Annotated in this window: 18 protein-coding genes; 7 read left to right on the plus strand and 11 right to left on the minus strand. The window is 73.5% G+C overall.

Annotated elements, in window-relative coordinates:
* Positions 1-47: 47 nt before the first annotated feature.
* Entirely contained in the window at positions 48-5,066 is a 5,019-nt protein-coding gene (locus HNP84_RS13955) for an Lhr family helicase (RefSeq protein WP_376771881.1), read from the plus strand.
* Positions 5,067-5,262: 196 nt separating this feature from the next.
* Here the strand turns inward: HNP84_RS13955 and HNP84_RS13965 are convergent, their stop codons facing one another.
* The 3 genes from HNP84_RS13965 to HNP84_RS13975 form a co-directional block, all read right to left on the minus strand.
* Entirely contained in the window at positions 5,263-6,363 is a 1,101-nt protein-coding gene (locus HNP84_RS13965) for a carboxylate-amine ligase (protein WP_185050082.1), read from the minus strand.
* Positions 6,364-6,763: 400 nt separating this feature from the next.
* Positions 6,764-7,420 (minus strand): M15 family metallopeptidase, encoded by a 657-nt coding sequence (locus tag HNP84_RS13970; protein ID WP_185050083.1) that lies wholly within the window; start codon positions 7,418-7,420, stop codon positions 6,764-6,766.
* A gap of 151 nt (positions 7,421-7,571) precedes the next feature.
* On the minus strand, positions 7,572-8,726 hold the full coding sequence (locus HNP84_RS13975; protein WP_185050084.1) for an ROK family transcriptional regulator: 1,155 nt from the start codon (positions 8,724-8,726) through the stop codon (positions 7,572-7,574).
* Between the two features lie 141 nt (positions 8,727-8,867).
* On the opposite strand from HNP84_RS13975, the gene HNP84_RS13980 reads away from it, so the two are divergent.
* From HNP84_RS13980 to HNP84_RS13995, 4 genes are all read left to right on the plus strand, one after another.
* Positions 8,868-10,196, plus strand: coding sequence for a sugar ABC transporter substrate-binding protein (locus HNP84_RS13980; protein WP_185050085.1), 1,329 nt, complete (start codon positions 8,868-8,870; stop codon positions 10,194-10,196).
* A gap of 104 nt (positions 10,197-10,300) precedes the next feature.
* Complete coding sequence (locus HNP84_RS13985; RefSeq protein WP_312924722.1) at positions 10,301-11,218, plus strand: carbohydrate ABC transporter permease; 918 nt, start codon at positions 10,301-10,303, stop codon at positions 11,216-11,218.
* Entirely contained in the window at positions 11,215-12,066 is an 852-nt protein-coding gene (locus HNP84_RS13990) for a carbohydrate ABC transporter permease (protein ID WP_185050087.1), read from the plus strand. Before HNP84_RS13985 ends, HNP84_RS13990 begins: the two co-directional genes overlap by 4 nt.
* 96 nt (positions 12,067-12,162) lie before the next feature.
* The gene (locus tag HNP84_RS13995) at positions 12,163-13,620 is read left to right on the plus strand and encodes a glycoside hydrolase family 3 protein (protein ID WP_185050088.1); all 1,458 of its coding nucleotides are present in this window, start codon (positions 12,163-12,165) and stop codon (positions 13,618-13,620) included.
* A 12-nt stretch (positions 13,621-13,632) separates the two neighbouring features.
* Here HNP84_RS13995 and HNP84_RS14000 read toward each other — a convergent pair whose 3' ends face one another.
* Together HNP84_RS14000 and HNP84_RS14005 are read right to left on the minus strand one after the other, a co-directional pair.
* Complete coding sequence (locus tag HNP84_RS14000) at positions 13,633-14,811, minus strand: ROK family transcriptional regulator (RefSeq protein ID WP_185050089.1); 1,179 nt, start codon at positions 14,809-14,811, stop codon at positions 13,633-13,635.
* A 163-nt stretch (positions 14,812-14,974) separates the two neighbouring features.
* Positions 14,975-15,613, minus strand: coding sequence for a hypothetical protein (locus HNP84_RS14005; protein ID WP_185050090.1), 639 nt, complete (start codon positions 15,611-15,613; stop codon positions 14,975-14,977).
* 103 nt (positions 15,614-15,716) lie between these two features.
* Between HNP84_RS14005 and HNP84_RS14010 the strand changes: the two genes are divergently transcribed.
* Positions 15,717-16,166: an RrF2 family transcriptional regulator gene (locus HNP84_RS14010; protein ID WP_185050091.1), complete on the plus strand. Its 450-nt coding sequence runs from the start codon at positions 15,717-15,719 to the stop codon at positions 16,164-16,166.
* 16 nt (positions 16,167-16,182) lie between these two features.
* A complete protein-coding gene (locus HNP84_RS14015; RefSeq protein WP_185050092.1) occupies positions 16,183-16,971 on the plus strand; it encodes a DNA-formamidopyrimidine glycosylase family protein in 789 nt (262 codons plus the stop codon).
* Here the strand turns inward: HNP84_RS14015 and HNP84_RS52900 are convergent.
* From HNP84_RS52900 to HNP84_RS14045, 6 genes are all read right to left on the minus strand, one after another.
* On the minus strand, positions 16,940-17,566 hold the full coding sequence (locus HNP84_RS52900; protein ID WP_312924726.1) for an aldo/keto reductase: 627 nt from the start codon (positions 17,564-17,566) through the stop codon (positions 16,940-16,942). The two genes, HNP84_RS14015 and HNP84_RS52900, sit on opposite strands and share 32 nt — an antisense overlap.
* 662 nt (positions 17,567-18,228) lie before the next feature.
* Entirely contained in the window at positions 18,229-18,585 is a 357-nt protein-coding gene (locus HNP84_RS14025; protein WP_185050093.1) for a helix-turn-helix domain-containing protein, read from the minus strand.
* 253 nt (positions 18,586-18,838) lie between these two features.
* Positions 18,839-19,348, minus strand: coding sequence for a CinA family protein (locus HNP84_RS14030; RefSeq protein WP_185050094.1), 510 nt, complete (start codon positions 19,346-19,348; stop codon positions 18,839-18,841).
* Between the two features lie 11 nt (positions 19,349-19,359).
* Positions 19,360-19,953 (minus strand): CDP-diacylglycerol--glycerol-3-phosphate 3-phosphatidyltransferase, encoded by a 594-nt coding sequence (gene pgsA, locus HNP84_RS14035; protein WP_185050095.1) that lies wholly within the window; start codon positions 19,951-19,953, stop codon positions 19,360-19,362.
* Positions 19,950-21,407: a 30S ribosomal protein S12 methylthiotransferase RimO gene (gene rimO / locus HNP84_RS14040; protein ID WP_185050096.1), complete on the minus strand. Its 1,458-nt coding sequence runs from the start codon at positions 21,405-21,407 to the stop codon at positions 19,950-19,952. Before rimO ends, pgsA begins: the two co-directional genes overlap by 4 nt.
* A 60-nt stretch (positions 21,408-21,467) precedes the next feature.
* Positions 21,468-22,241, minus strand: coding sequence for a helix-turn-helix domain-containing protein (locus HNP84_RS14045; protein WP_185050097.1), 774 nt, complete (start codon positions 22,239-22,241; stop codon positions 21,468-21,470).
* Between the last annotated feature and the right edge of the window lie 71 nt (positions 22,242-22,312).

The following is a 22,312-nucleotide window of genomic DNA, read 5'->3' on the forward strand; positions in this document are numbered from 1 at the left end:
GGCATTATGGGCCCGTGGACGGTTCGGCACTCGACGATTTCACCGCGATGACCAGGGAGTGGTTCCGCGGCGCGTTCGCCGCGCCCACGCCCGCCCAGGAGGGGGCCTGGGCCTCGATCGCGCGCGGCGACAACACCCTTGTGGTCGCCCCCACCGGTTCGGGCAAGACGCTCGCGGCCTTCCTGTGGTCGCTCGACCGGCTGGCCGCCGAGCGTACGGGCGACGCCGACCCTGGCGAGGGTACGCGCGAGGGCGGCGCCCAGCGCACGGGCGACGGTGACGGCGCGCGGCGTACGGGCCAGGGCGGCGCGGCGCGGCGCGCGGGCGAGGGCGGCCGTACGCGAGACGGCGGCGGCGCGGAGCGGCCGCGCGGGTGCCGGGTGCTGTACGTCTCGCCGCTCAAGGCCCTCGCGGTGGACGTCGAGCGCAACCTGCGGGCGCCGCTGGCCGGGCTGAAGCAGGCCGCGCGGCGGCTGGGGCTGCCCGTGCCCGAGATCTCGGTGTCCATCCGCTCCGGCGACACCCCGGCCGAGGACCGCAGGCGGTTCTCGGCCCGGCCCTCCGACATCCTGATCACCACGCCCGAGTCGCTGTTCCTGCTGCTCACCAGTCAGGCGCGCGAGGCGCTCGCCTCGGTCGAGACCGTGATCGTCGATGAGGTGCACGCGGTGGCGGCGACCAAGCGCGGCGCCCACCTCGCGCTGAGCCTGGAGCGGCTCGACGCGCTGCTGCCCAAGCCCGCGCAGCGGATCGGGCTGTCGGCGACCGTGCGCCCGGTGAGCGAGGTGGCGGCCTTCCTCGGCGGCACCCGCCCGGCCACGGTGGTGCAGCCGCCGTCCGAGAAGGTCATCGAGGTCGAGGTCGTCGTCCCGATCGAGGACATGACCGAGCTCGACACCCCGGTGGGCGGCCCGGCCGGTCCCGGCGCCGATCCCGCGCCCGGGGCGGCCCCCGCCGAGGAGCTGCCGTGGCAGCCCGAGTCCACCCGGCGCTCCATCTGGCCGCACGTCGAGGAGCGGCTGCTCGACCTGATCGAGGGCCACCGCTCCACCATCGTGTTCGCCAACTCGCGACGGCTGTCCGAGCGGCTGTGCACCCGGCTCAACGAGCTGGCGTACGAGCGGGCGGGCGGCGAGCTCACCGAGTCGGCGGCGCCGGCCGAGCTGATGGCGCAGGCCGGCGCGAGCAAGGGCGCGATCCCCGAGGTGGTGCGCGCCCACCACGGGTCGGTGTCCAAACAGGAGCGGGCCCAGATCGAAGAGGCGCTCAAGTCGGGCCGGCTGCGTGCCGTGGTGGCCACCTCCAGCCTGGAGCTGGGCATCGACATGGGCTCGGTCGAGATGGTCGCGTGCGTGGAGGCGCCGCCGAGCGTGGCCAGCGGCATGCAGCGCATCGGCCGCGCCGGGCACCAGGTCGGCGCGGTGTCCCATGGCGTGATCTTCCCGAAGTACCGCGGCGACCTGATCCAGACCGCCGTCGTGGCCGAGCGGATGAAGGCGGGCGTGATCGAGGAGCTGCGCTACCCGCGCAACCCGCTCGACGTGCTGGCGCAGCAGATCGTGGCCATGGTCGCGCTCGACGAGTGGACGGTGGACGACCTGGAGGCCCTGGTCAAGCGGGCCGCCCCCTACGCCACGCTGCCGCGCGGCGCGCTGGAGGCCGTGCTCGACATGCTGGCCGGGCGCTACCCGAGCGAGGAGTTCGCCGAGCTGCGCCCGCGCGTGGTGTGGGACCGCGTGACCGGCACCCTGCGCGGCCGGCCGGGGGCGCAGCGGCTCGCCGTGACCAACGGCGGCACGATCCCCGACCGCGGCCTGTTCGGCGTGTTCCTCGTCGGCGAGAAGGGCTCGCGGGTCGGCGAGCTGGACGAGGAGATGGTGTACGAGTCCCGCGTCGGCGACGTGTTCGTGCTCGGCGCCACGTCCTGGCGGATCGAGGACATCACGGCCGACCGGGTGCTGGTCTCCCCCGCGCCCGGACAGCCCGGCAAGCTGCCGTTCTGGCACGGCGACACGCTCGGCCGGCCGGCGGAGCTGGGCCGGGCGATCGGGGCGTTCCTGCGCGAGGTGTCGAGCGGGAGCGGCGAGGAGCGCCTGCGCGCGGCCGGGCTCGACGACTACGCGGTGGCCAACCTGCGGGCCTACCTCGCCGAGCAGCGCGAGGCCACCGGCTACGTCCCCGACGACCGCACCCTGCTGGTGGAGCGGTTCCACGACGAGCTGGGCGACTGGCGGGTGGTGGTGCACTCGCCGTACGGCGCCCGGGTGCACGCGCCGTGGGCGCTGGCGATCGGCAGGCGGCTGCGCGAGCGCTACGGCACCGACGTCCAGGCGGTGCACTCCGACGACGGCATCGTGGTGCGCGTGCCCGACACCTTCGACGGGGCGCCGTCCGACGTGGCGGTGTTCGACGCCGACGAGATCGAGCAGATCGTGGTGGAGGAGCTGGGCGGCTCGGCGCTGTTCGCCGCGCGGTTCCGCGAGTGCGCGGGCAGGTCGCTGCTGCTGCCCCGGCGCAGCCCCGGCAAGCGCACCCCGCTGTGGCAGCAGCGCCAGCGCGCCGCCCACCTGCTCGGCGTGGCGGGCGCGTACGGCTCGTTCCCGGTGGTGCTCGAAACCATGCGCGAGTGCCTGCAGGACGTCTTCGACGTACCGGGCCTGGTCCGCCTGATGCGCGACATCGCCGCCCGCAGGGTGCGCGTGGTGGAGGTCGAGACCGGCCAGGCGTCGCCGTTCGCCGCCTCGCTGCTGTTCCACTACATCGGCGCGTTCATGTACGAGGGCGACGCGCCGCTGGCCGAGCGGCGCGCCCAGGCCCTCGCCCTCGACACCAGCCTGCTGGCCGAACTGCTCGGCCAGGCCGACCTGCGCGAGCTGCTCGACCCCGACGTGATCGCCGACACCGAGCGCGAGCTGGCCCGGCTCGACCGGCCGCTGCGCGACGCCGAAGACCTCGCCGACCTGCTGCGCTCGCACGGCCCGCTGGTGCCGGCCGACGTCAGCGTGCGCGAGGGCGACCCCGCCTGGCTGGAGGAGCTGGAGCGCGCCCGGCGCGCGATCCGGGTCAGGGTGGCCGGCCAGGAGCAGTGGGCGGCGATCGAAGACGCCGGGCGCCTGCGCGACGCGCTCGGCACACCGCTGCCGGTGGGGGTGCCGCTGGCGTTCCTCGACCCGGTGGCCGACCCGCTCGGCGACCTCGTGGCCCGGCACGCCCGCACCCGCGGCCCGTTCGCGGCGGCCTCGGCCGCGGCCCGGTTCGGCCTGGGCGTCGCCGTGGTCGCCGACGCGCTGCGCCGCCTGGCCGCGACCGGGCGCGTGGTGGGCGGCGAGTTCCGGCCCGGCGGCCGGGGCGAGGAGTGGTGCGACTCGGGCGTGCTCCGGCTGCTGCGCCGCCGCTCCCTGGCCCGGCTGCGCAAGGAGGTCGAGCCGGTCCCGCCCGAGACCCTGGCCGCCTTCGCCCCGGCCTGGCACGGCATCACCGGCCCCCGTCCGAAGGCGGGCGCCGCCGGCCCGGGCAGGTCCATGGACGCCCTGGTCACCGCGATCGAGCAGTTGCAGGGCGCGGCCGTGCCCGCGTCCGCGCTGGAGACCCTGGTGCTGCCCTCGCGGGTGCCCGGCTACTCCCCCGCGCTGCTCGACGAGCTGACCGCCTCGGGCGAGGTGATCTGGGCCGGGCAGGGATCGCTGCCGGGCGGCGACGGCTGGGTGGCGCTCTACTTCGCCGACACCGCCCCGCTCCTGCTGCCCGAGCCCGATGAGATCACCATGACGCCGCTGCACGAGCAGATCCTCGACCTGCTCGGCGGGGGCGGCGCCCTGTTCTTCCGCGAGCTCGCCGACCGCGTCCTCGCCGCCTCACTCGCCCCCGCCGACCCGGAAACCGGCCCTGGGGAGAACGAGCCCGGTCCCGCGGGCCACCGGCGAACGCCCACGCCGGGCGCCTACGGCCCCTCGGGCATCTCGGCGGCATCAGAGGTCTCGGCGGCGTCAGGCATTCCGGCGGCGTCGGACGGCTCCGGCCTCTCGGACGGCTCCGGCCTCTCGGACGGCTCCGGCCTCTCGGACGGCTCCGGCCTCTCGGGCGTCTCCGCCAGGCGGGGCCGCGTCCCGGGCGCGGCACCGGGCACGGGACAGCGGGCGATGCGCGGTGGCGGCGCGAGGGGGGCCGGCGGTGGTGTCGCCGGTGTGGACGAGGCGCTGATCGTGGCGGCGCTGTGGGATCTGGTGTGGGCTGGGCGGGTGACCGGCGACACGCTGGCGCCGCTGCGGGCCACCCTGGGCACCGGACGCCCGGCGCACCGGCCGGCCACCACGCGCAGGCGGCGGGCCGTGCTGCCCACCCGCACCGGGCCGCCGACGGTCAGCGGCCGGTGGTGGCTGCTGCCCGAACCGGCGGCCGACGCCACCCACCGGGCGCAGGCCCAGGCCGAGGTGCTGCTTGAGCGGCACGGCGTGGTGACCCGCGGCGCGGTGACGAGCGAGCGGCTGCCGGGCGGCTTCTCTGCCGTCTACCAGGTGCTGCGCGCGTACGAGGAGAGCGGCCGGTGCCGCCGGGGGTACTTCGTGGAAGGGCTGGGCGGCGCCCAGTTCGCGCTGCCCGGCGCGGTGGATCGCATGCGGGCCATGTCGGCGCCGGCCGCCCCGTCGCCGTCGGAGTTCGACGACCTGTGGGCCTCCCCGCCCCCGGAGAAGCGCGACGACCGGCGCGTGGTGGTCCTCGCCGCCGCCGACCCGGCCAACCCGTACGGAGCCGCCCTGCCCTGGCCCGCCCACCCGGGCGACGTCGCGCACAAGCCCGGCCGCAAGGCGGGCGCGCTGGTCGTGCTCGTGGACGGGCACCTGATCCTGTACGTCGAGCGGGGCGGCAAGACCCTGCTGTCGTTCGCCGAGGACGACCGCGTGCAGCCGGCCGTGGACGCGCTGGCGCTGGCCGTACGCGACGGCGCGCTCGGCAAGCTCACCGTCGAACGCGCCGACGGCGCCGCCATCATCGACTCCCCCCTTGCCGCCGCCCTGGAGGCCGCGGGCTTCCACCCCACTCCCCGCGGCCTCCGCATCCGCGGCTGAGGCACGCCCGGGGGGCGGGCGAGGGCGAGCGAAGGCGAGAGTGGTGGGCAGAGGGGGAGGCGCCGGGTCAGGACGAGGTGCCGGGTCAGGACGGGGGCAGGGCGGGGTCACGGACGGGGTGCCGGGTCAAGAGGGGTGCAGGGCCAGGACGGGGTGCCGGGTCAGGAGGGGTGCGGGGTCGGGACGGGGTGCCGGGTCAGGCGGCGGTGGCCTCGATGAGGTCGTCAACGACATCGGGGAGGCTGGAGCGGCGGGCGTAGGACTTGCGCTGGCGAACGGCGCCGGAGCCGCGGCCGAGCATGCGCGCCATGCCGTCCTCGATCAGGGGCAGGTCGCCGATCTCGGCCAGGGACGGGCGTACGTGGTCGAGGAGGCGGCGGGCCAGGACCGAGGCGGGGACCAGGGCGGCGCGTTCGATGTCGAGGGCCTCGCCGTGCAGGCCGTCCCGGGCCGCGCGCCAGTACGCGGCGCGCAGCACCTCCGCCGGGTACGGGGAGCCGAGGTCACCGCGGGCCACCGCGGTGAGGGCGGTGACCACCAGGCCGCGGATCAGGCCCACGATGGTCATGCTGTCGTCCACATGGGAGGGGACGTCGGCGACGCGGACCTCGATGGTGGGCAGGCGGGGCGAGGGGCGGGCGTCCCAGAAGACCGTGCCGGGGTCCATGACCGCGCCCGACTGCGACATGGCGGCGATCGAGTTCTCGTAGTCGGCGTACGAGGCGAAGTACGGCGGGGCGCCCGCCACCGGCCACCTGCCCCAACTGATCACGCGCCAGGAGGCGTAGCCGGTGTCGCGCCCGGCGAAGTACGGCGAGTTGGCGGCCAGGGCGATCAGGATGGGCAGCCACGGGCGCAGGTGGTTGCCCACGTAGACGGCGTGCTCGGGATCGGGGACATCGACGTGCACGTGTAACGCGCAGATGCTCATCTCGTCGTTGAGCTGGCCGTAGATCCGCTGCCCGCGCTGGTAGCGGTCGTCCTCGGTCATCGGCGGCGGGATCACCGGCCCGAGCACGGGCATCCCGCACGCCATCACGGCCAGCCCGCGCGACCTGGCGGCCCTGGCCACCTCGGCGCGGGTGTGCCTGAGCCTCTCGCCCAGTTCGGCGAGGTCGGTGGACGGCGGCGTGCGCACCTCCACCTGAAGCCGGGTGATCTCCTTGGCGACGTTGTCCCCCAAAAGCGGCCCGGCCGCTTCGAGCACCTCACGGGCGGCCGGCACGGCATGCCTGCTCACCGGGTCCACGACGAGGTACTCCTCCTCGATCCCGAGCAACGGCAGAGCCTCGATCATCGCGTCTACTCCCTCGCCGGAGAAGCGGATCCGTAGAAGATGTTCCCGCTCGGGCAGCGCCCCACGCGCGGCGGAGGCACCGAGATGATCAGACCGGCCGGCCCCGGACGGCCGCCCGCGTCCGGCTCTCGGGAGGGAGAGGGTCGGGGGCGCCGCCGGCGTCCTCGCGAGCGCAGAGGGCACGCGGCGGCGGCCCGGCTTCTCAGGCGCGGAGGTCAGGCTCGGTCTGGCAGGCGCGGAGGTCAGGCTCGCTCTGGCAGGCGCGGAGGTCAGGCTCGCTCTGGCAGTCGCGGGGGTCAGGGGCGCCACCGGCGTCCTCGCGAGCGCGGAGGTCACGCGGCGCGGGCCGAGGACTCGCGGGCGAGGACGGTGGGGCCCCCAGGACGCACGCGGCGGGTGGCTAGAGTTCCCGTGGGCCGTAGTGGGCGGCGGGGGCGCCGGAGGTCATGGCCCAGTAGCGGTCGCCGTAGGACCAGTGCCACCACTCGGTCGGGTAGTTGACCAGGCCGGCCTCCTCCAGCGCGGCGCCGAGGATCTTGCGGTTGGCGCGGGCCTCGGCGGAGATGTTGGCCGCGCCGGTGTAGCAGGCGCCGTCGCTCTCCTCGGGGTTGGCGTTGACGCGGGTGCCCATGTCCAGCTCGGTGTGGCCGCTGCCGTCGTACGCGCACAGCGTGAGGTCCACCGCGGCGCCGGCGGTGTGCGGGGCGACCTCGATCGGCGAGACGTACCTGCTCGCGGCGACATGGAGCTCGTCGGGCGACATTTCGGGGAAGGTCCCGCGGAGCTGGTCCTTGTACTCCTCGAAGTACCGCCGCTGCAACGACGGCGGCCGGTAACCCTCGACGACCAGGAGCCGGTACCCCTCGGGCAGCGCCCGCTCCGCCTCCAGCAGCCGTGTGAACAGCCCTTCACGCAGATGCGCGTACGCCCCGGCCGCGTCGGCCAGCCGGCCGTCCACCAGCAGCCGCCCCCGTACGTCGATCAGCGCCTCGCCGCTCTCCTCCACGGGCACCGCCGCCACCCGCGCGTCCGAGATCAGCACGATGTCATCACGCATGATCCCCCATCCTCGCACATCCCGGAGAACACCCGGCTTCCCACCGGCCACACCCGCGGGACGGCCGGAAAGGGCGAGGTGAACAAAGGGGTGCACGAAAGGGGTGGGCAAAAGGGGTGCGCAAAAGGGGTGGACAAAGGGGTGGACAGGGTCAGGTGGAGAGGGTGGTGGTGAACAGGTCGTCGCGGCCGCGGACCAGGGCGGTCTCCAGGGCGCCCATGAGCACGGGGCTGCCGGTCACCTGGGTCGTGGTGACGCGGGGGGTGCTGGGGCAGATGCGGGACACGGCGCGTTCGACGCGGGCGGCCAGGGCGGGGCCGCCGGCGCGGCCGACCGCGCCGCTGAGCACGACGAGGCCCGGGTCGAGGACCACCGCGACCGCGGCGACGCCGATGGCGAGGCGGGCGGCGACCTCGTCCAGGAAGCCGGGGTGGCCGGAGGCGACCTGTTCGGCGACGGGGCCCGGGGGCAGGCCGTGCGCGGCGGCCAGGGCGCTGAGGGCCTGGCCGCCCACCAGGCGCTGGAAGGAGCCCGACTGGGGTTCGGTCACGTCCACCGGCAGGGGCTCGCCGGGGACGGGGAGCCAGCCGATCTCGCCCGCGCCGCCGGTGCTGCCGCGGTGCAACCGGCCGCCGAGCATGACGCCGAGGCCCTGGCCGACGCCCGCCCAGACCAGTACGAAGTCCGACAGGCCGCGCGCCGCGCCGTGCGCGTGTTCGGCGATCACGGCCATGTTGACGTCGTTCTCGATCACGACCGGCAAGCGGAGGCTGCGTTCCAGGGCGGGCAGGACTCCGCCGTGCCAGGAGGGCAGGTCCACGGAGAAGCGCACGTCGCCGGTGCTGGAATCGACGACGCCGCGGGTGCCGATGACGACGGCGCGCAGCCGGTCCGGGTCGATCCCGGCCGCGCCGCACGCCTCCTCCAGGGCGCCGCGCACGACCTTGACCGGGTCCTTGTGGCCCTGCGGATCGACGGTCACCTCGGCCACGACCCGGCCGGTGACGTCGGCGACCGCGGCCATGACGCTCTCGGGCAGGACCTCCAGGCCGGCGACGTACGCGCTGGAGGGCACCAGGCCGTAGAGGGCGGCGTTGGGGCCGCGCCCGCCCGCCTGCTCGCCGACGACCGTGACCAGGCCGTGGCCCTCCAGGCGAGACAGCAACTGGCCCGCCGTGACCTTGGACAGTCCGGTGCGCTCCCCCAGCTCGGCCCGGGTGAGGGGGCCGTCGGCGACCAGGAGCTCCAGCGCGGCCCGGTCGTTCAGCTCGCGCAGCAGCCGCGGGGTTCCCGGGCGTCTGGACAAGGATCGGCCCCCCTCTCGTCACGAAACGCTAACGGCAGTTTCTTTTAAGAAAGTTTCTTGTTAGTTTAGCCGCTGTCACCCCCGCCCGCATCCCCGATGGAGCGCGACCCCCGACGCGAAGCCGGGAAGGGAGAAACCGAAGTGAAGATCTCGAAGATCGCGGTAGCGACGGCCACCACCGCCGCGCTGGCCCTGGGCCTGGCCGCCTGTGGCTCCGGCGAGCCCGCCGAGGCGCCCAAGTCCGACGCCCCGGCGTCCGGCCCCAAGTACGCCGGGCAGACGCTCACCGTCTGGCGCCTCGGCGCGCCCAACGAAGTTTTCGAGAAGTACATGACCGACCTGAACACCAAGTTCACCGAGGTCACCGGGGCCAAGGTGGATCTGCAGTGGATTCCCTGGCCGGACGCGCAGAAGAAGTGGACGGCCGCACTGGCCAGCGGCGAGGGCCCGGACGTCACCGAGTTCGGAAACGACCAGGTCGCCGCCTGGGTGGCGCAGGACGCGCTGGCCGACATCACCGAGATCGCCAAGGGCACCCCGGACTTCCAGCAGATCCCGCAGAACCTGTGGGGCTACGAGACGATCGACGGCAAGGTCTACGCCGTGCCGTGGGGCGGCGGCACCCGCGCCGTTCTCTACCGCAAGGACTGGTTCGAGGAGCTGGGCATCTCCGAGCCCAAGAACTGGGACGAGCTGCGCGCCGCGGCCAAGAAGATCGTCGAGGAGAAGGGCTCCGACGTCGACGGCTTCGCCTTCAACGGCGGCTCCGACGCCAACATGTCGCTCTCACCGTTCGTCTGGTCGGCCGGCGGCGACTTCGCGGCCTTCGAGGGCGGCAAGTGGGTGGGCAAGCTCACCGAGCCGGGCTTCAAGGAGGGCTTCGAGTACTACACCGGCCTGGTGTCCAAGGACGGCGTCTCCGGCAAGTCCCGGCTGAACCTGAACTCGGTGGAGATCAGCCAGCGCTTCGCGGCCGGCAAGGTCGGCATGTACGTCACCGGCGGCTGGGACATCGCCACCATCAAGGAGCAGAGCAAGGGCAAGATCGACGAGAAGCAGATGGGCTTCTTCTCGATCCCGGCCAAGGACGGCAGCGGCCCGGCCCCGGCGTTCCAGGGCGGCAACGACATCGCCATCTGGAAGGACACCGACGCGCCCGAACTGGCCGCCGAGTACATCAAGCTCGCCGCGGGCAAGGAGTTCGGCGTCCGGTACGCCAAGGACAACGGCCTGCTCCCGCTCTACCCCGACGCGCTCGCCGAGCTGGCCGCCGACCCGGCGCAGAAGGCGTTCGCCGACACCTTCGCGGTCGCCAAGGGCTTCCCGGCCGACCCGAACTGGGCCGAGGCCAACGACACCAAGGCCGTGCTGCAGAACGCGGCCCGCGCGGTCATCAAGGGCGAGAAGGACGTGGACACCGCCCTCGCCGACGCCAACAAGGAACTCGAAGAGATCCTGAACCAGCAGTAGCCATGGCGCCTACCCCAACCATCGCACGGGGCGGAGGGTCCTCCTCCGCCCCGCCGCGGGGCGCGCGCCCCCGGCCTCCGCGCCGCCGCGGACTGCCCGCCTGGGTGATCCCCTACGCGTTCCTGCTCCCCGGTGTGCTGGTCATCGCGGCGCTGCTGCTGTATCCGATCGCGCAGATGGTCCAGATGTCCTTCCAGGAGGTCGGACTGCGGCAGTTCCGCGCCCGGAACCCGCTCCCGGCGGAGTTCGTCGGCACGGAGAACTACCGCCAGGTCTTCGAGTCGGAGCTGTTCTGGTCCAGCCTGCGCAACACGATGCTGTTCGCCCTGGTGGCGGTGGCGCTGACCCTGGTCTTCGGCACGCTGGTCGGCCTGCTGCTACAGCGTCTCGGCCCGAAGATGTCCACCACCGTGGTGGTCGGGATCATGGCCGCCTGGGCGGTCCCCCCGGCCTCGCAGGCCGTGATCTGGAAGTGGCTGTTCGACGCCGACGCGGGCGTGGTCAACTGGGCCCTGAACCTGCTGCCGGACTGGCTGTCGCGGCTGGTGTTCGGCCGCGCGGAGTGGAGCGGCGAGCCGTGGCTGAACGACCCGCTGCCCATCTACACCGTGCTGACGGTGGCGGTGGTCTGGGCCTCGTTCCCGTTCATCGCGGTCTCGGTGCTGGCCGGGCTGAAGAGCATCCCCTCCGAGCTGTACGAGGCGGCCCGGGTGGACGGTTCGACCGGGTTCCGCACGTTCCGGGCGATCACCTTCCCGCTGCTGCGCCCGGTGTTCTCGGTGCTGATCGTGCTGTCGATCATCTGGGACTTCAAGGTCTTCACCCAGCTCTTCCTGCTGGCCGGAGGCACGAACATGCCGCGTGAGGCGTACAACCTGTCGCTGTGGAGCTACGTCGAGGCGTTCAGCTCGCCGCCGGACATGGGGCTGGGCGCGGCCATCGCGGTCGTGCTCACCGTGATCCTGCTGCTGATCACCTTCGTGTACGTGCGCCAGATCGTGAAGTCGGAGGACGTGCGATGAGCCCCCTCGTACGCCGGCGGCTGGGCCGCGTCGCGCTGAACTCGGCCGGCGTGGCGGTGCTGCTGTTCGCGATCTTCCCCGTCTACTGGATGGTCGCCACCGCCTTCAAGCCGACCGACGAGATCTTCTCCACCGAGTTCCAGCCGATCCCGCTCAACCCGACCCTCGACCACGTGGAGCGGGTGTTCACCAAGGGCGTCGCCGGGCACTCGATCTGGACGTACCTGTTCAACAGCGCGGTCGTCGCGCTGGGCGCGGTGCTGATCGGCGCGGTGATCGCGCTGCTGGCCGCGACCGCGGTCGCCCGCTTCCGGTTCAAGCTCCGCACCTCGTTCCTGATCCTGCTGCTGATCGTGCAGATGGTGCCCGCGGAGGCGCTGCTGCTCCCGCTGTTCCTGATGGTGCGCAGGCTCGGCCTGTACGACCAGCTCCTCGGCCTGATCGTGATCAACGTCGGCCTGACGCTGCCGTTCTCCGTCTGGATGCTGCGCACCTTCGTGGCCGCGGTTCCCAAGGACCTGGAGGAGGCCGCCTGGATCGACGGCGCGGGCCGCTGGGCCACCTTCTGGAAGGTGCTGTTCCCGCTGGTCGCGCCCGGCCTGGTGGCGACGAGCATCTTCTCCTTCATCACCGCGTGGAACGAGTTCGTCTTCGCGCTGACGCTGCTGGACGACCCGGCCAAGTTCACCATGCCGAGGGCGCTGCAGTTCTTCATCGGCCTGCGCTCCACCGACTGGGGCGCGATCATGGCCGCCTCCACGCTGATGACGATCCCGGTCCTGGTGTTCTTCCTGCTGGTTCAGCGGCGCATGGTCTCCGGCCTGGTGGCCGGCGCCGTCAAGGGCTGAACCGGCCCTACCCCCGGCACGTACGCCACCCGCCCACCGGGCGGGCGGCCGTACCGGCCCTGCCCACACATGACCCCCTACACAACCTGAGGAGCCATGGCTGACTACCCGGCGCGTGCCGACGACGACCGCGAGCTGTACCGCCTGGCCGCGGGCACGCTGCTCGTCGCCTTCCAGGGCACGACCGCGCCCGGCTGGGTCCTGCGCGAGCTGGAGCGGGGGCTCGGCGGCGTGACGCTGTTCGGCTTCAACGTGGCCGGCCACGAGAAGCTGGCCGAGCTGACCGCGGCGCTGCGCACCGCCGGCGAGCCGGTCGTCTCGCTGGACGAGGAGGGCGGTGACGTCACCCGGCTCGCCTACCACGAGGGCAGCCCCTACCCCGGCAACGCGGCGCTCGGGGCCGTGGACGACGTCGAGCTGACCCGCGAGGTCTACCGCTCGATCGGCGAGGAGCTGGCGGCCTGCGGCGTCAACCTGGACATGGCGCCCGACGCCGACGTGAACACCGCCGACGACAACCCGGTGATCGGCACCCGCGCGTTCGGCAGCGACCCGGCCCTGGTCGCCCGGCACACGGTCGCGGCCGTGGCGGGCCTGCAGTCCGTGGGCGTGGCGGCCTGCGTGAAGCACTTCCCCGGGCACGGCGCCACCCGGCAGGACTCCCACCTGGAGGTCCCGCTGGTGGACGCGGACCTGGAGCTGCTGCACGAGCGGGAGCTGGCGCCGTTCCGGGCCGCGATCGAGGCCGGGACCCGATCGGTCATGACCGCGCACGTGCGGGTGCCCGCGCTCACCGGAGACGCCCCCGCCACCCTCTCCCCCGCCGCGCTGACCGAGCTGCTCAGGGGCGAGCTCGGCTTCGACGGAGTGGTGATCACCGACGCGCTGGACATGCACGCGATCACCAAGAGCGTCGGCCTGGTCGGCGGCGCGGTGCGCTCGCTGGCCGCGGGCTCCGACCTGCTCTGCCTGGGCCCGCTGCCGACCTACGACGACATTCAGGCGATCATCGCCGGGATCGTCGCGGCGGCGCGCCGGGGAGAGCTGCCGGTGTCGCGGCTGGAGGAGGCGGCGGCGCGGGTGGCGAAGCTGCGCGCCTGGATGGGCGAACCGAGGCCGGGCGAGGCGGGGAACGGCGTCATCGGCCTGACCGCCGCCAGGCGCGCGGTCAGCCGGTACGGCTCGGCGGCCCCGCTGGTGGACCCGCTGGTGCTGGAAGTGGAGACGCCGCCCACGATCGCGGTGGGCACGGTGCCGTGGGGTTTCGCGCCGTGGCTGCGCGAGGCGGAGGTGCTGCGCGTCGCCCCGGACGCCGGGCAGGTCGCGCCGATGCTGGAGCGGGCCGCCGGGCGGTCGCTGGTGATCGTGGTCAAGGACGCGCACCGGCACGAGGAGACGCGCGCGTACGTCACGGCGCTGCTCGCCGTCCGTCCGGACGCCACCGTCGTGGAGATGGGGCTGCCCATCTGGCGGCCGGAGGCGGCGGCGTACATCGCGACGTACGGGGCGGCGCGCGCCAACGCGCAGGCCGCCGCGGAACTGCTCGGAGCCTGACGCCGTTCGGCGTCAGGAGGCGAAGACCTCTTCCCTGGCCCGGTCCAGCGCGGCGAGCACGGCGCCGCGCAGGACCGGCCTGCCGCTCACCTGGCTGACCACCACCTCGGGCCGCACCGGGCAGATGCGGGCCACGGCCTCCTCCACCCGGGAGGCGAGCGCCTTGCCGCCGGCCATGCTCACCTCGCCGCCCAGCACCACCAGGCCGGGGTCGAGCACGACGCAGACCGAGGCCACGCCGAGGGCGAGCCGGGCGGCGATCTCGTCGAGCAGCGGCTCGCCGGGGGCGCCCGCCTCGACCGCGGCGGCCACGCGCTCGGCCTTGCTCGCGCCGGTGAAGCCGTAGGTCTCGGCCAGCTCGGCGACCACATCGGCGCTGATCAGCCGGCCCAGGCCGCCGGCCAGGGACGGCATGCGGCCGGGCACCGCGCGTACGTCCTCGGCGAGCGGCACGCCGGGGACCGGCAGGTAGCCGATCTCGCCGGCGCTGCCGGACCGGCCGCGGTGCAGCCGCCCGCCCAGCATGATCGCCAGGCCCAGGCCGCGGCCCACCCAGACCAGGACGAAGTCGTCCACGCCCTTGGCCACGCCCGTGGAGTGCTCGGCGACGGCGGCGAGGTTCACGTCGTTCTCGATGACGACCTCGCGGCGCAGGTCGCGGGCCAGCGCCTCGTGCACGCCCTCGTGCCAGCCCGGCAGGTCGAAGGCGAAGCGGACGTCGCCGGTGTTCGGATCGACGACGCCGGGGGTGCCGATGACGACCGCGTGCAGCTTCGACAGCGACATCTTCGCCGCCCGGCACGCCTTCACCAGCGCGCCGTGCACGACCGGGACGGGATCGTCGCTGCCCTCCTGCGAGACGGTCACCTCGGCGACGATATCGCCGTTGATGTCGGCGATGGCGGCCGTGACGAATTCGGGGGCGACATCGAGCCCGGCGACATATGCGGATGACGCGACGAGCGCATAAAGCGCCGCATTGGGCCCCCTGCCGCCGCCCTGCTCGCCGACGACCTCGACCAGCCCGCGCTCCTCCAGCCGGGCCAGGGTCTGGGAGGCGGTCACCTTGGACAGGCCGGTCAGCTCACCGATCTGTCCCCGGGTCAGCGGGCCCGAGGTGAGCAACAGCTCCAGGGCCGCCCGGTCGTTGATCTCCCTCAGCAGCCGGGGCACACCAGGACGTCGCTCCATATCAGTGCTTTCTGTCGGGGTATCCCGCCATATTCACTCAGCCGGGCGGGTCATTCAATCAATAAACCTTGCTGAAAGTTTAGCCTCCAGCCGAAGCCCTCGGTGAAACCGCGTCCCGTCCGGAATCGCGGAAAAATACGAGCCTCCCTCACCATCGTCGCCCTCACGCGGTGCGGGGCGCCGTGGCGGCGCGGCGCATGGCGCGGGCCCGCCAGACGGGATAGCCGATCGAGGTCACCAGGAAGAACAGCGGGGCCGGATGGCCGAAGACCAGCGTGGCCAGCAGGTAGTCCAGCACCGGCACCGCGAGCACGTACGCGGTGAACCAGGCGGGCGGCGCGGGCGGGGTGATCCGCGGCGCGGCCCAGGGGGTGCGCTTCCACGGCTTGGCCACCGACAGCCATGCCTGGAACGCGATGGCCGAGACCATCAGCAGGGTTCCGGTCAGCAGGAACGGGTCGGGCTCGGCCGCCCCCTCCGCGCGGGCCGTCAGGCGCGGGCTGAGCAGGAAGATCGCCACATGGACCTGCGACAGGGTGATGGCGAACTTCACCAGCACCCACCAGTACCTGAAGTAGCCCCATCTGGTCAGCGCCGACAACATCAGCCCGGTGAAGAACGCGGCCTCGGCGAGGTGCAGCAGCACGCTCTCGTCCAGGAACTCGGCCATGTCGTAGCCGCGCGGATCGCCGGTGGTGGCGCTGTACAGGCCGAGCGCGAACAGGCCGAGCGCCTGGCTCATCCACGCGACGGTGGTCACCACATGCAGCCACACGAGCAGGTCTCGCCAGGTCGGCGCCATCACGCCCCTCCTATGCATAGGCTGTCTACGTGTAGACAGCCTACATAAGTCGGTGAGCGCGGGAGCCGCCTAACCAGTGATGGCAGGCGGGATAATGGACAACATGCGCCTATCTGCTCGTGTTGACTACGCCCTACGCGCCGCCGCCGAGCTCGCCGCCGCGGGTGACGGCCCGACGACCGTGGGCGAGCTGGCCAAGGAGCAGGACATGCCCCCCAAGTACCTGGAGAACATCCTGCTGCAGATGCGCCGAGCCGGTCTCGTGCGCGGGCAGCGGGGCCCCGAGGGTGGCTACGTCCTGGCCCGACCGGCCTCGGAGATCTCGCTCGCCGACGTCATCCGCGCCGTGGACGGGCCGCTGGCCAACGTGCGCGGAGAGCGCCCCGAGCACGTCGGCTACCGCGGCGCCGCCGAATCGCTGCAGGAGGTGTGGATCGCCCTGCGCGCCAGCGAGCGCGCCATCCTGGAGGAGGTCACGCTGGACAACGTGGCCACGGGCAAGCTGCCCGAACGCGTACGCAAGCTCGCCGCCGACCCCGCCGCCTGGGACTGACCCTCCGCGCTCCGCCATGCCCGAGGGCGACGCCGTCTACCGCACCGCCGCGCGGCTGCGCGCGGCCCTCGACGGCCGCCCGCTGACCCGCTCCGACTTCCGCGTGCCCCGGTACGCGAGCGCCGACCTGTCCGGGCGCATCGTGCTGGAGACCGTCTCCATGGGCAAGCATCTGCTCACCCGGGTCGAGGGCGGCCTGACGGTGCACACCCACCTGCGCATGGAGGGGTCGTGGCGGGTCCTCCCCGCCGGCCGCCGCCCGCCCCCGGGCGACGTGGTGCGGCTGGTGCTGGCCAACGCGAGCTGGGTGGCGATCGGCGTACGGCTCGGCATGGTGGACCTGGTGCCCACCGCCCAGGAGGACCGCCTGGTCGGGCATCTCGGCCCCGACCTGCTCGGCCCCGGCTGGGACCCGGCCGAGGCCGTACGCCGCCTGAGCCGGGCGCCCGACACCACGATCGGCGAGGCCCTGCTCGACCAGCGCAACCTCGCCGGAATCGGCACCATCTACCGCGCCGAGACCCTGTTCCTCAGCGGCCTGTCACCCTGGCGCCGCATCCGCGACATCCCCGACCTCACCTCGGTCGTGACCCGCGCCCAGCGCCTCCTGGAGGCCAACAAGTCCCGCGCCGCCACCGTCACCACCGGCGACACCCGTCCCGGGCGCACCACCTGGGTCTACGGCCGGGGCTCGCGCCCCTGCCGCCGCTGCGGCACCCCCATCGCGACCGGCGCCCTCGGCGGCCCCGGCACCGCCGCCAAGGAGCGCCTGATCAACTGGTGCCCCCACTGCCAACCGCAGTGAGGAAGCCCGTCAGGTCCAGCACCACGATGTTCTCCTCCAGGTGAAGCGTGAGAGGAGGTGCCCAGGACGGCTGGCCTGACCGGCGAGTGCCCGACCAGCCAGGCGGGGCCACCTGGCCCCGGGTCCCGCCGTACCAGGCGGCGATCTCGTCGAGCGTGTCATGCTGCTCCGGCGACGGGGCCATGCCCGGACACAGCATCCCGGCCGCGAGCGGGAAGCACGCGGTGAAGGCGATCCCGCCGGCCTCGCACGCCGCCGGCACGCCCGCGCCGGAGCGGTCGAAGATGTGGAACCGGTTCTGCACCGCCACCACGGGGGCGGTCGCGCGCGCCTCGGCGAGCCGGGCCGTCGTCGCCCCGCTGAGCCCGAGATGGCGGAGGAGCCCACGCCGCCACAGCTCCGCCAGGCCCCCGAACGACTCGGCGAACGGCGTATCCGCCGGATACAGCGGCCCGGCGGCGCGACGGACGACCCTGCCGGGGCCGAGCCAGGCGGCATGCCGGATCGCCGTGTCGGGGCAGAGCCGGGGCGACCCTGCGCCGGCCGGGTCGGCGTCGTGCGGCAGAAGACGCGGTGTGCGCGCAGGGGGAGCCACGGTCAGGGCTCGGCGCGCCTCCGGGTCCTCATCGGCGGCAAGCGCCTCGCGGGGAGCGGGGAGCGCCCGCCGGCGGCGGCCACGTCGGGCATGGGAGGCGCGGCGGCCCTGTAGGGGGTGGGGCTGCGACGGCGCCGGACCGGGCACGGCGCCGAACCGGACACGGCCCGGGGCGGGCAGGGTCCCGCTGGGGCGGGTCGGCCGTCTCGGGGCAGGGCGGGATCGCCGTGTGGCGACCGGGATGGCGGGCGCGGCGGCCCCGCAGGGCGGAGGGCTGGGACTGCGCCAAGCCGGATATGGCGGGGCGCGCACGGTCCCGCTGCGGCAGGCCGACCGTCCTGGGGCAGGACGGGATCACCATGTGGCGACCGGGCGTGGGGGGCGCGGCGGGCCCTGTAGGGCGTGGGGCTGGACTGCGCCGGGCCGGGCATGGCCGGGGCGCGCGTGGGCCCGCTGGGGCGGGCCGGCCTTGTTGGGGCAGGGCGGCATCGCCGTGTGGCGACCGGGTGGGGGACGGGGGTGGGGCGTGGTGCAGGACGCCCTTGCCCGAGGGCTTGGCGGGGGCGGCGCGTGTGGGTGCGCGCGCCGGGGGCCGTTGCCCTTTGGTCACGGTCGCATGCAGGGCTGGGGCTCGGGCGGCGATGACCGAGCGGGTGCCCGGGTCAGGCCGCGACCATGTCCTTTACTTCGGGGAACACGGAGTCGGAGATCGCGCCCGGCACGGCGTCGCCCAGGGGCAGGCGCTCGCGTTCGGGGACGTCGGCCATCACAGGGGCGGCCTGGAGTTCGGCCAGCGCGAACTGGTCGGAGACCTCGCGCAGGACCTGGGACAGCGGCACGCCGAGCGCCCCGCAGATGGAGGCGAGCAGCTCGGACGACGCCTCCTTCTGACCGCGCTCGACCTCGGACAGGTAGCCGAGCGAGACGCGGGCCAACGTGGACACTTCTCTCAGAGTGCGGCCCTGCCGCACCCGCAGCCGCCGCAACACGTCACCGAGCAGCTGACGCAGCAGGACCATCTGTCGCTCCCTCCCCGGCGCGGGTTCCTTCACCACGCTCCGCGCGATCGGTTCGTGCCGCCCGTTCTTCAACCTACCTTGGTGCATACTCCTCGCCGTCATCACCGTCTTCGTGGGCCCGCCGGCCGGGCTCCCGCTGTATTCGCTTCTCGCCGATGGCTTACGGACCTCACTCACAGCTCCACCGTACCCGTATCCACCGACAGCGCGGCAGACCGCGCGGACCATGTTCGCTGGTGACGTAACACGGTAATCATCCGGAATGTTCCCTCATGTTCGCTTGGACGACGGCAAGGAGAAGATCGACGGCCTCCTTTACCGTCTTTACCCGAATCTGCTCCCGTGATCCGCTCAACCTCACATCCCGGTGGGAGATTTCGCCGCCGGGGCCGCAGGCGGCGACGTGCACGGTCCCCACGGGCCTGCCGTCCTGCGGGTCGGGCCCCGCCACGCCGGTCACCGCGAGCCCGTACGTCGCCCCCGCCAGCGCCCGTACGCCCGCCGCCATCGCCGCCGCCACGTCGGGGTGCACGGCGCCCTCGCGGGCCAGCAGGTCGGCGGGGACGCCCAGCAGGCGCTCCTTGAGGTCGGTGGCGTAGGCGACGACGCCGCCGCGGAACGCGGCCGAGGAGCCGGGCACGGTGGTGATGGTGGCGCCGATGAGGCCGCCGGTCAGCGACTCGGCCACGGCGAGGGTCGCCTGACGGCGCACGAGGAGGGCGAGCAGTTCGGCCGCGACCTCGGCGGCCGGGGCGAGCGTCATGTGTCCTCCTGCTATTCCCCTCGGGCCCGCTTGGCCACCTGGCGAAGACGGATGGCCCGTACGACGTAGTCGGCGCCGGTGCCGACCGTGACGATGAGGGCCGCGCCCATGGTCGCCCAGCGCAGCGGCTCCCAGACCCCCGGCAGGATGTACAGCCCGATCGCGACGATCTGCAGCACCGTCTTGACCTTGCCGCCGTAGCTGGCCGGGATCACGCCGTGCCTGATCACCGCGAACCGCAGCGCGGTGATGCCCAGCTCGCGGCCGACGATCACGATGGTCACCCACCACCACAGGTCGCCCAGGATGGACAGGCTCACCAGGGCCGCGCCCATCAGCGCCTTGTCGGCGATCGGGTCGGCGATCTTGCCGAAGTCGGTGACCAGGCCGTAGCGCCGGGCCAGCTCGCCGTCGAGCAGGTCGGTGAGCGAGGCGACCACGAACACGACCAGGGCGGTGATCCGCCAGCCGGTGCCGGGCAGGAACAGGCAGGCCACGAAGAACGGGACGAAGACCAGGCGGACCACGGTCAGGACGTTGGCGATGTTCCACGGGCTGGCGCCCCTGCCCTTCGCCGACGAGGTCGCGCCTGGTGTCTCGGTCATGGACCGGCCTTGATCCGCGCGATCAGATCGACGCCCTCGGCGTCGACCACGACGGCACGCACGATCTGGCCCGGCACCAGGCCGATGCCCTGCACGGTCACCGAGCCGTCCACCTCGGGCCCCTGGTGCGCCGCGCGCCCCTCGTAGCCGCCGTCGCCCAGGTCCTCCTCGATCAGGACCTCGACGTCGGTGCCGATGCGCTCCTCCGCGCGCTGCGTCGTCAGCTCCTCGGCCAGCTCGGTGAGCACGGCCACGCGCTCGTCGATGACCTCCTGCGGCAGCTTGCCGGGCAGGCGGGCCGCCTCGGTGCCCTCCTCGTCGGAGTAGCCGAACACGCCGGCGACGTCGAGCCTGGCCTGCTCCAGGAAGCCGACCAGCTCGGCGAACTCCTCCTCGGTCTCGCCGGGGAAGCCCACGATGAAGTTGGAGCGCACGCCGGCCTCGGGCGCCTGCTCGCGGATGCGTGCGAGCAGCTCCAGGAAGCGCTCGGGGTCGCCGAAGCGGCGCATGCGCCGCAGCACGGTGCCGCTGGCGTGCTGGAAGGACAGGTCGAAGTACGCTGCGACGCCCTCGGTGCCGGCGATGGCCGACAGCAGGCCGGGGCGCAGCTCTGCGGGCTGCAGGTAGCTCACCCGCACCCGCTGGATGCCCTCGACGGCCGCGAGGCGCGGCAGCAGCTTCTCCAGCGCGCGCAGGTCGCCCAGGTCCTTGCCGTAGGAGGTGGAGTTCTCACTGACCAGGACCAGCTCGCGCACGCCCTGCTCGGCCAGCCAGGCGGCCTCGCCGAGCAGCTCCTGCGGCGGCCGGGAGACGTACGCGCCGCGGAAGGCCGGGATGGCGCAGAAGGAGCAGCGGCGGTCGCAGCCCGAGGCGAGCTTGAGCGAGGCGACCGGACTGTCGTCGAGCCGTTTGCGCAGCGGACGGGGGCCGCTGGCGGGGGCCAGCCCCTCGGGAAGCGGGTCGTGGCCGTTGCCGGAGGAGGCTCCGTGGCCGTTGCCGGAGGGGGACCCGTGGCCGGGGATGTGGGCCTTGGGCGCGGCGGCTCGGGCTACCGGCGAGATCGGCAGCAGGGTGCGCCGGTCGCGGGGGCTGTGCGGCACCAGCGGCCGGCCCGCCACCACGTCGTCCAGGCGCTCGCCGATCTCGGCGTAGTCGTCGAAGGACAGCACCGCGGACGCCTCCGGCAGCGCCTCGGCGAGCTGCTCGCCGTAGCGCTCGGCCATGCAGCCCGCGGCGACCACCTTGGCCCCGGAGTCGGCGGCGGCCAGCAGCGTGTCGATGGAGTCCTTCTTCGCCGAGTCGATGAAGCCGCAGGTGTTGACGACGATGACGTCGGGGTCGTCGTCGCCGACCTGCCAGCCGGCAGCCTCAAGTCGCGCGGCGAGCTCTTCGGAATCGACCTCGTTGCGCGCGCAGCCCAGTGTGATCAGCGATGCGGTTCGGCGGGTTGACATGGTGCACACTACGGTATCGGCACTCGGCCACCACCGAAGCACCCGGGCTGTTTTTCGCGCTCAGCGCGCCGGGTCGGCCGGGCCGAAGGTGCGGCGTACGGTCTCGCCGTCGCGCCCCAGGGTGCCGAGGTCCTTGCCGTTCACCTCCAGCGAGACGGCGCCCGCGTTGCCGATCGTGACCTTTACCTGCTTGCGGGCCTTCCAGGTGGAGGTCTTGCCCGCCTTGAGGGTGCCGTTGAACAGGCGCTTGCCCTTGGAGTCCTGGACCCGTACGAAGGACGACTCGCGGGCCTTCATCCGGATCTCCACCACATCGCCGCGCTTGGGGATGGCCACGGCGCCGCCCGGACGGGGCGCCGGGCTGCTCGTCCGGCGCGGGTCGGCCTGCTGGCCCGCCGGGACCGAGGCCGGGCGCACGTCGGAGGCGCGCCGCTCGCCGTCGCCGCCCATCACCCGCACCACGCCGAAGACCACCACGATGGCCAGCGCCACGCCGAGCGCCATCGACCAGTTGGGCGAGCGGCGCTCGCGCAGCTTGATCGGGTTGTCGGCCTGGAACACCCGAGCGGCGCGCACCGACGGCGGCTCGCCGCCCAGGCTCTCGTCGTAGCGCTGCGCCATGGCGTCGGGATCGAGCCCGAGGGCCTTGGCGATGCTCCTGATATGGCCGCGGGCGTAGAAGTCGCCGCCGCACACGGCGAAGTCGTCGCGCTCGATACCGTAGATCAGCGCCTCGCGGATCCGCGTCCGCGCGCTCAACTGCCCCACCGTCAGCCCCGCCGACCGCCGCGCCTCGGCCAGAATCGAACCGATCGTCTCACCACGCGCACTCATGGCCACGCCTCCCGCCCCCCGACGTTGCGTAGTGAGTCACATTCAATCAGTAATCGGTCGTAGTCCGCACA

The sequence above is a fragment of the Thermocatellispora tengchongensis genome (assembly GCF_014202315.1).
GTDB classification, from domain to species: domain Bacteria; phylum Actinomycetota; class Actinomycetes; order Streptosporangiales; family Streptosporangiaceae; genus Thermocatellispora; species Thermocatellispora tengchongensis.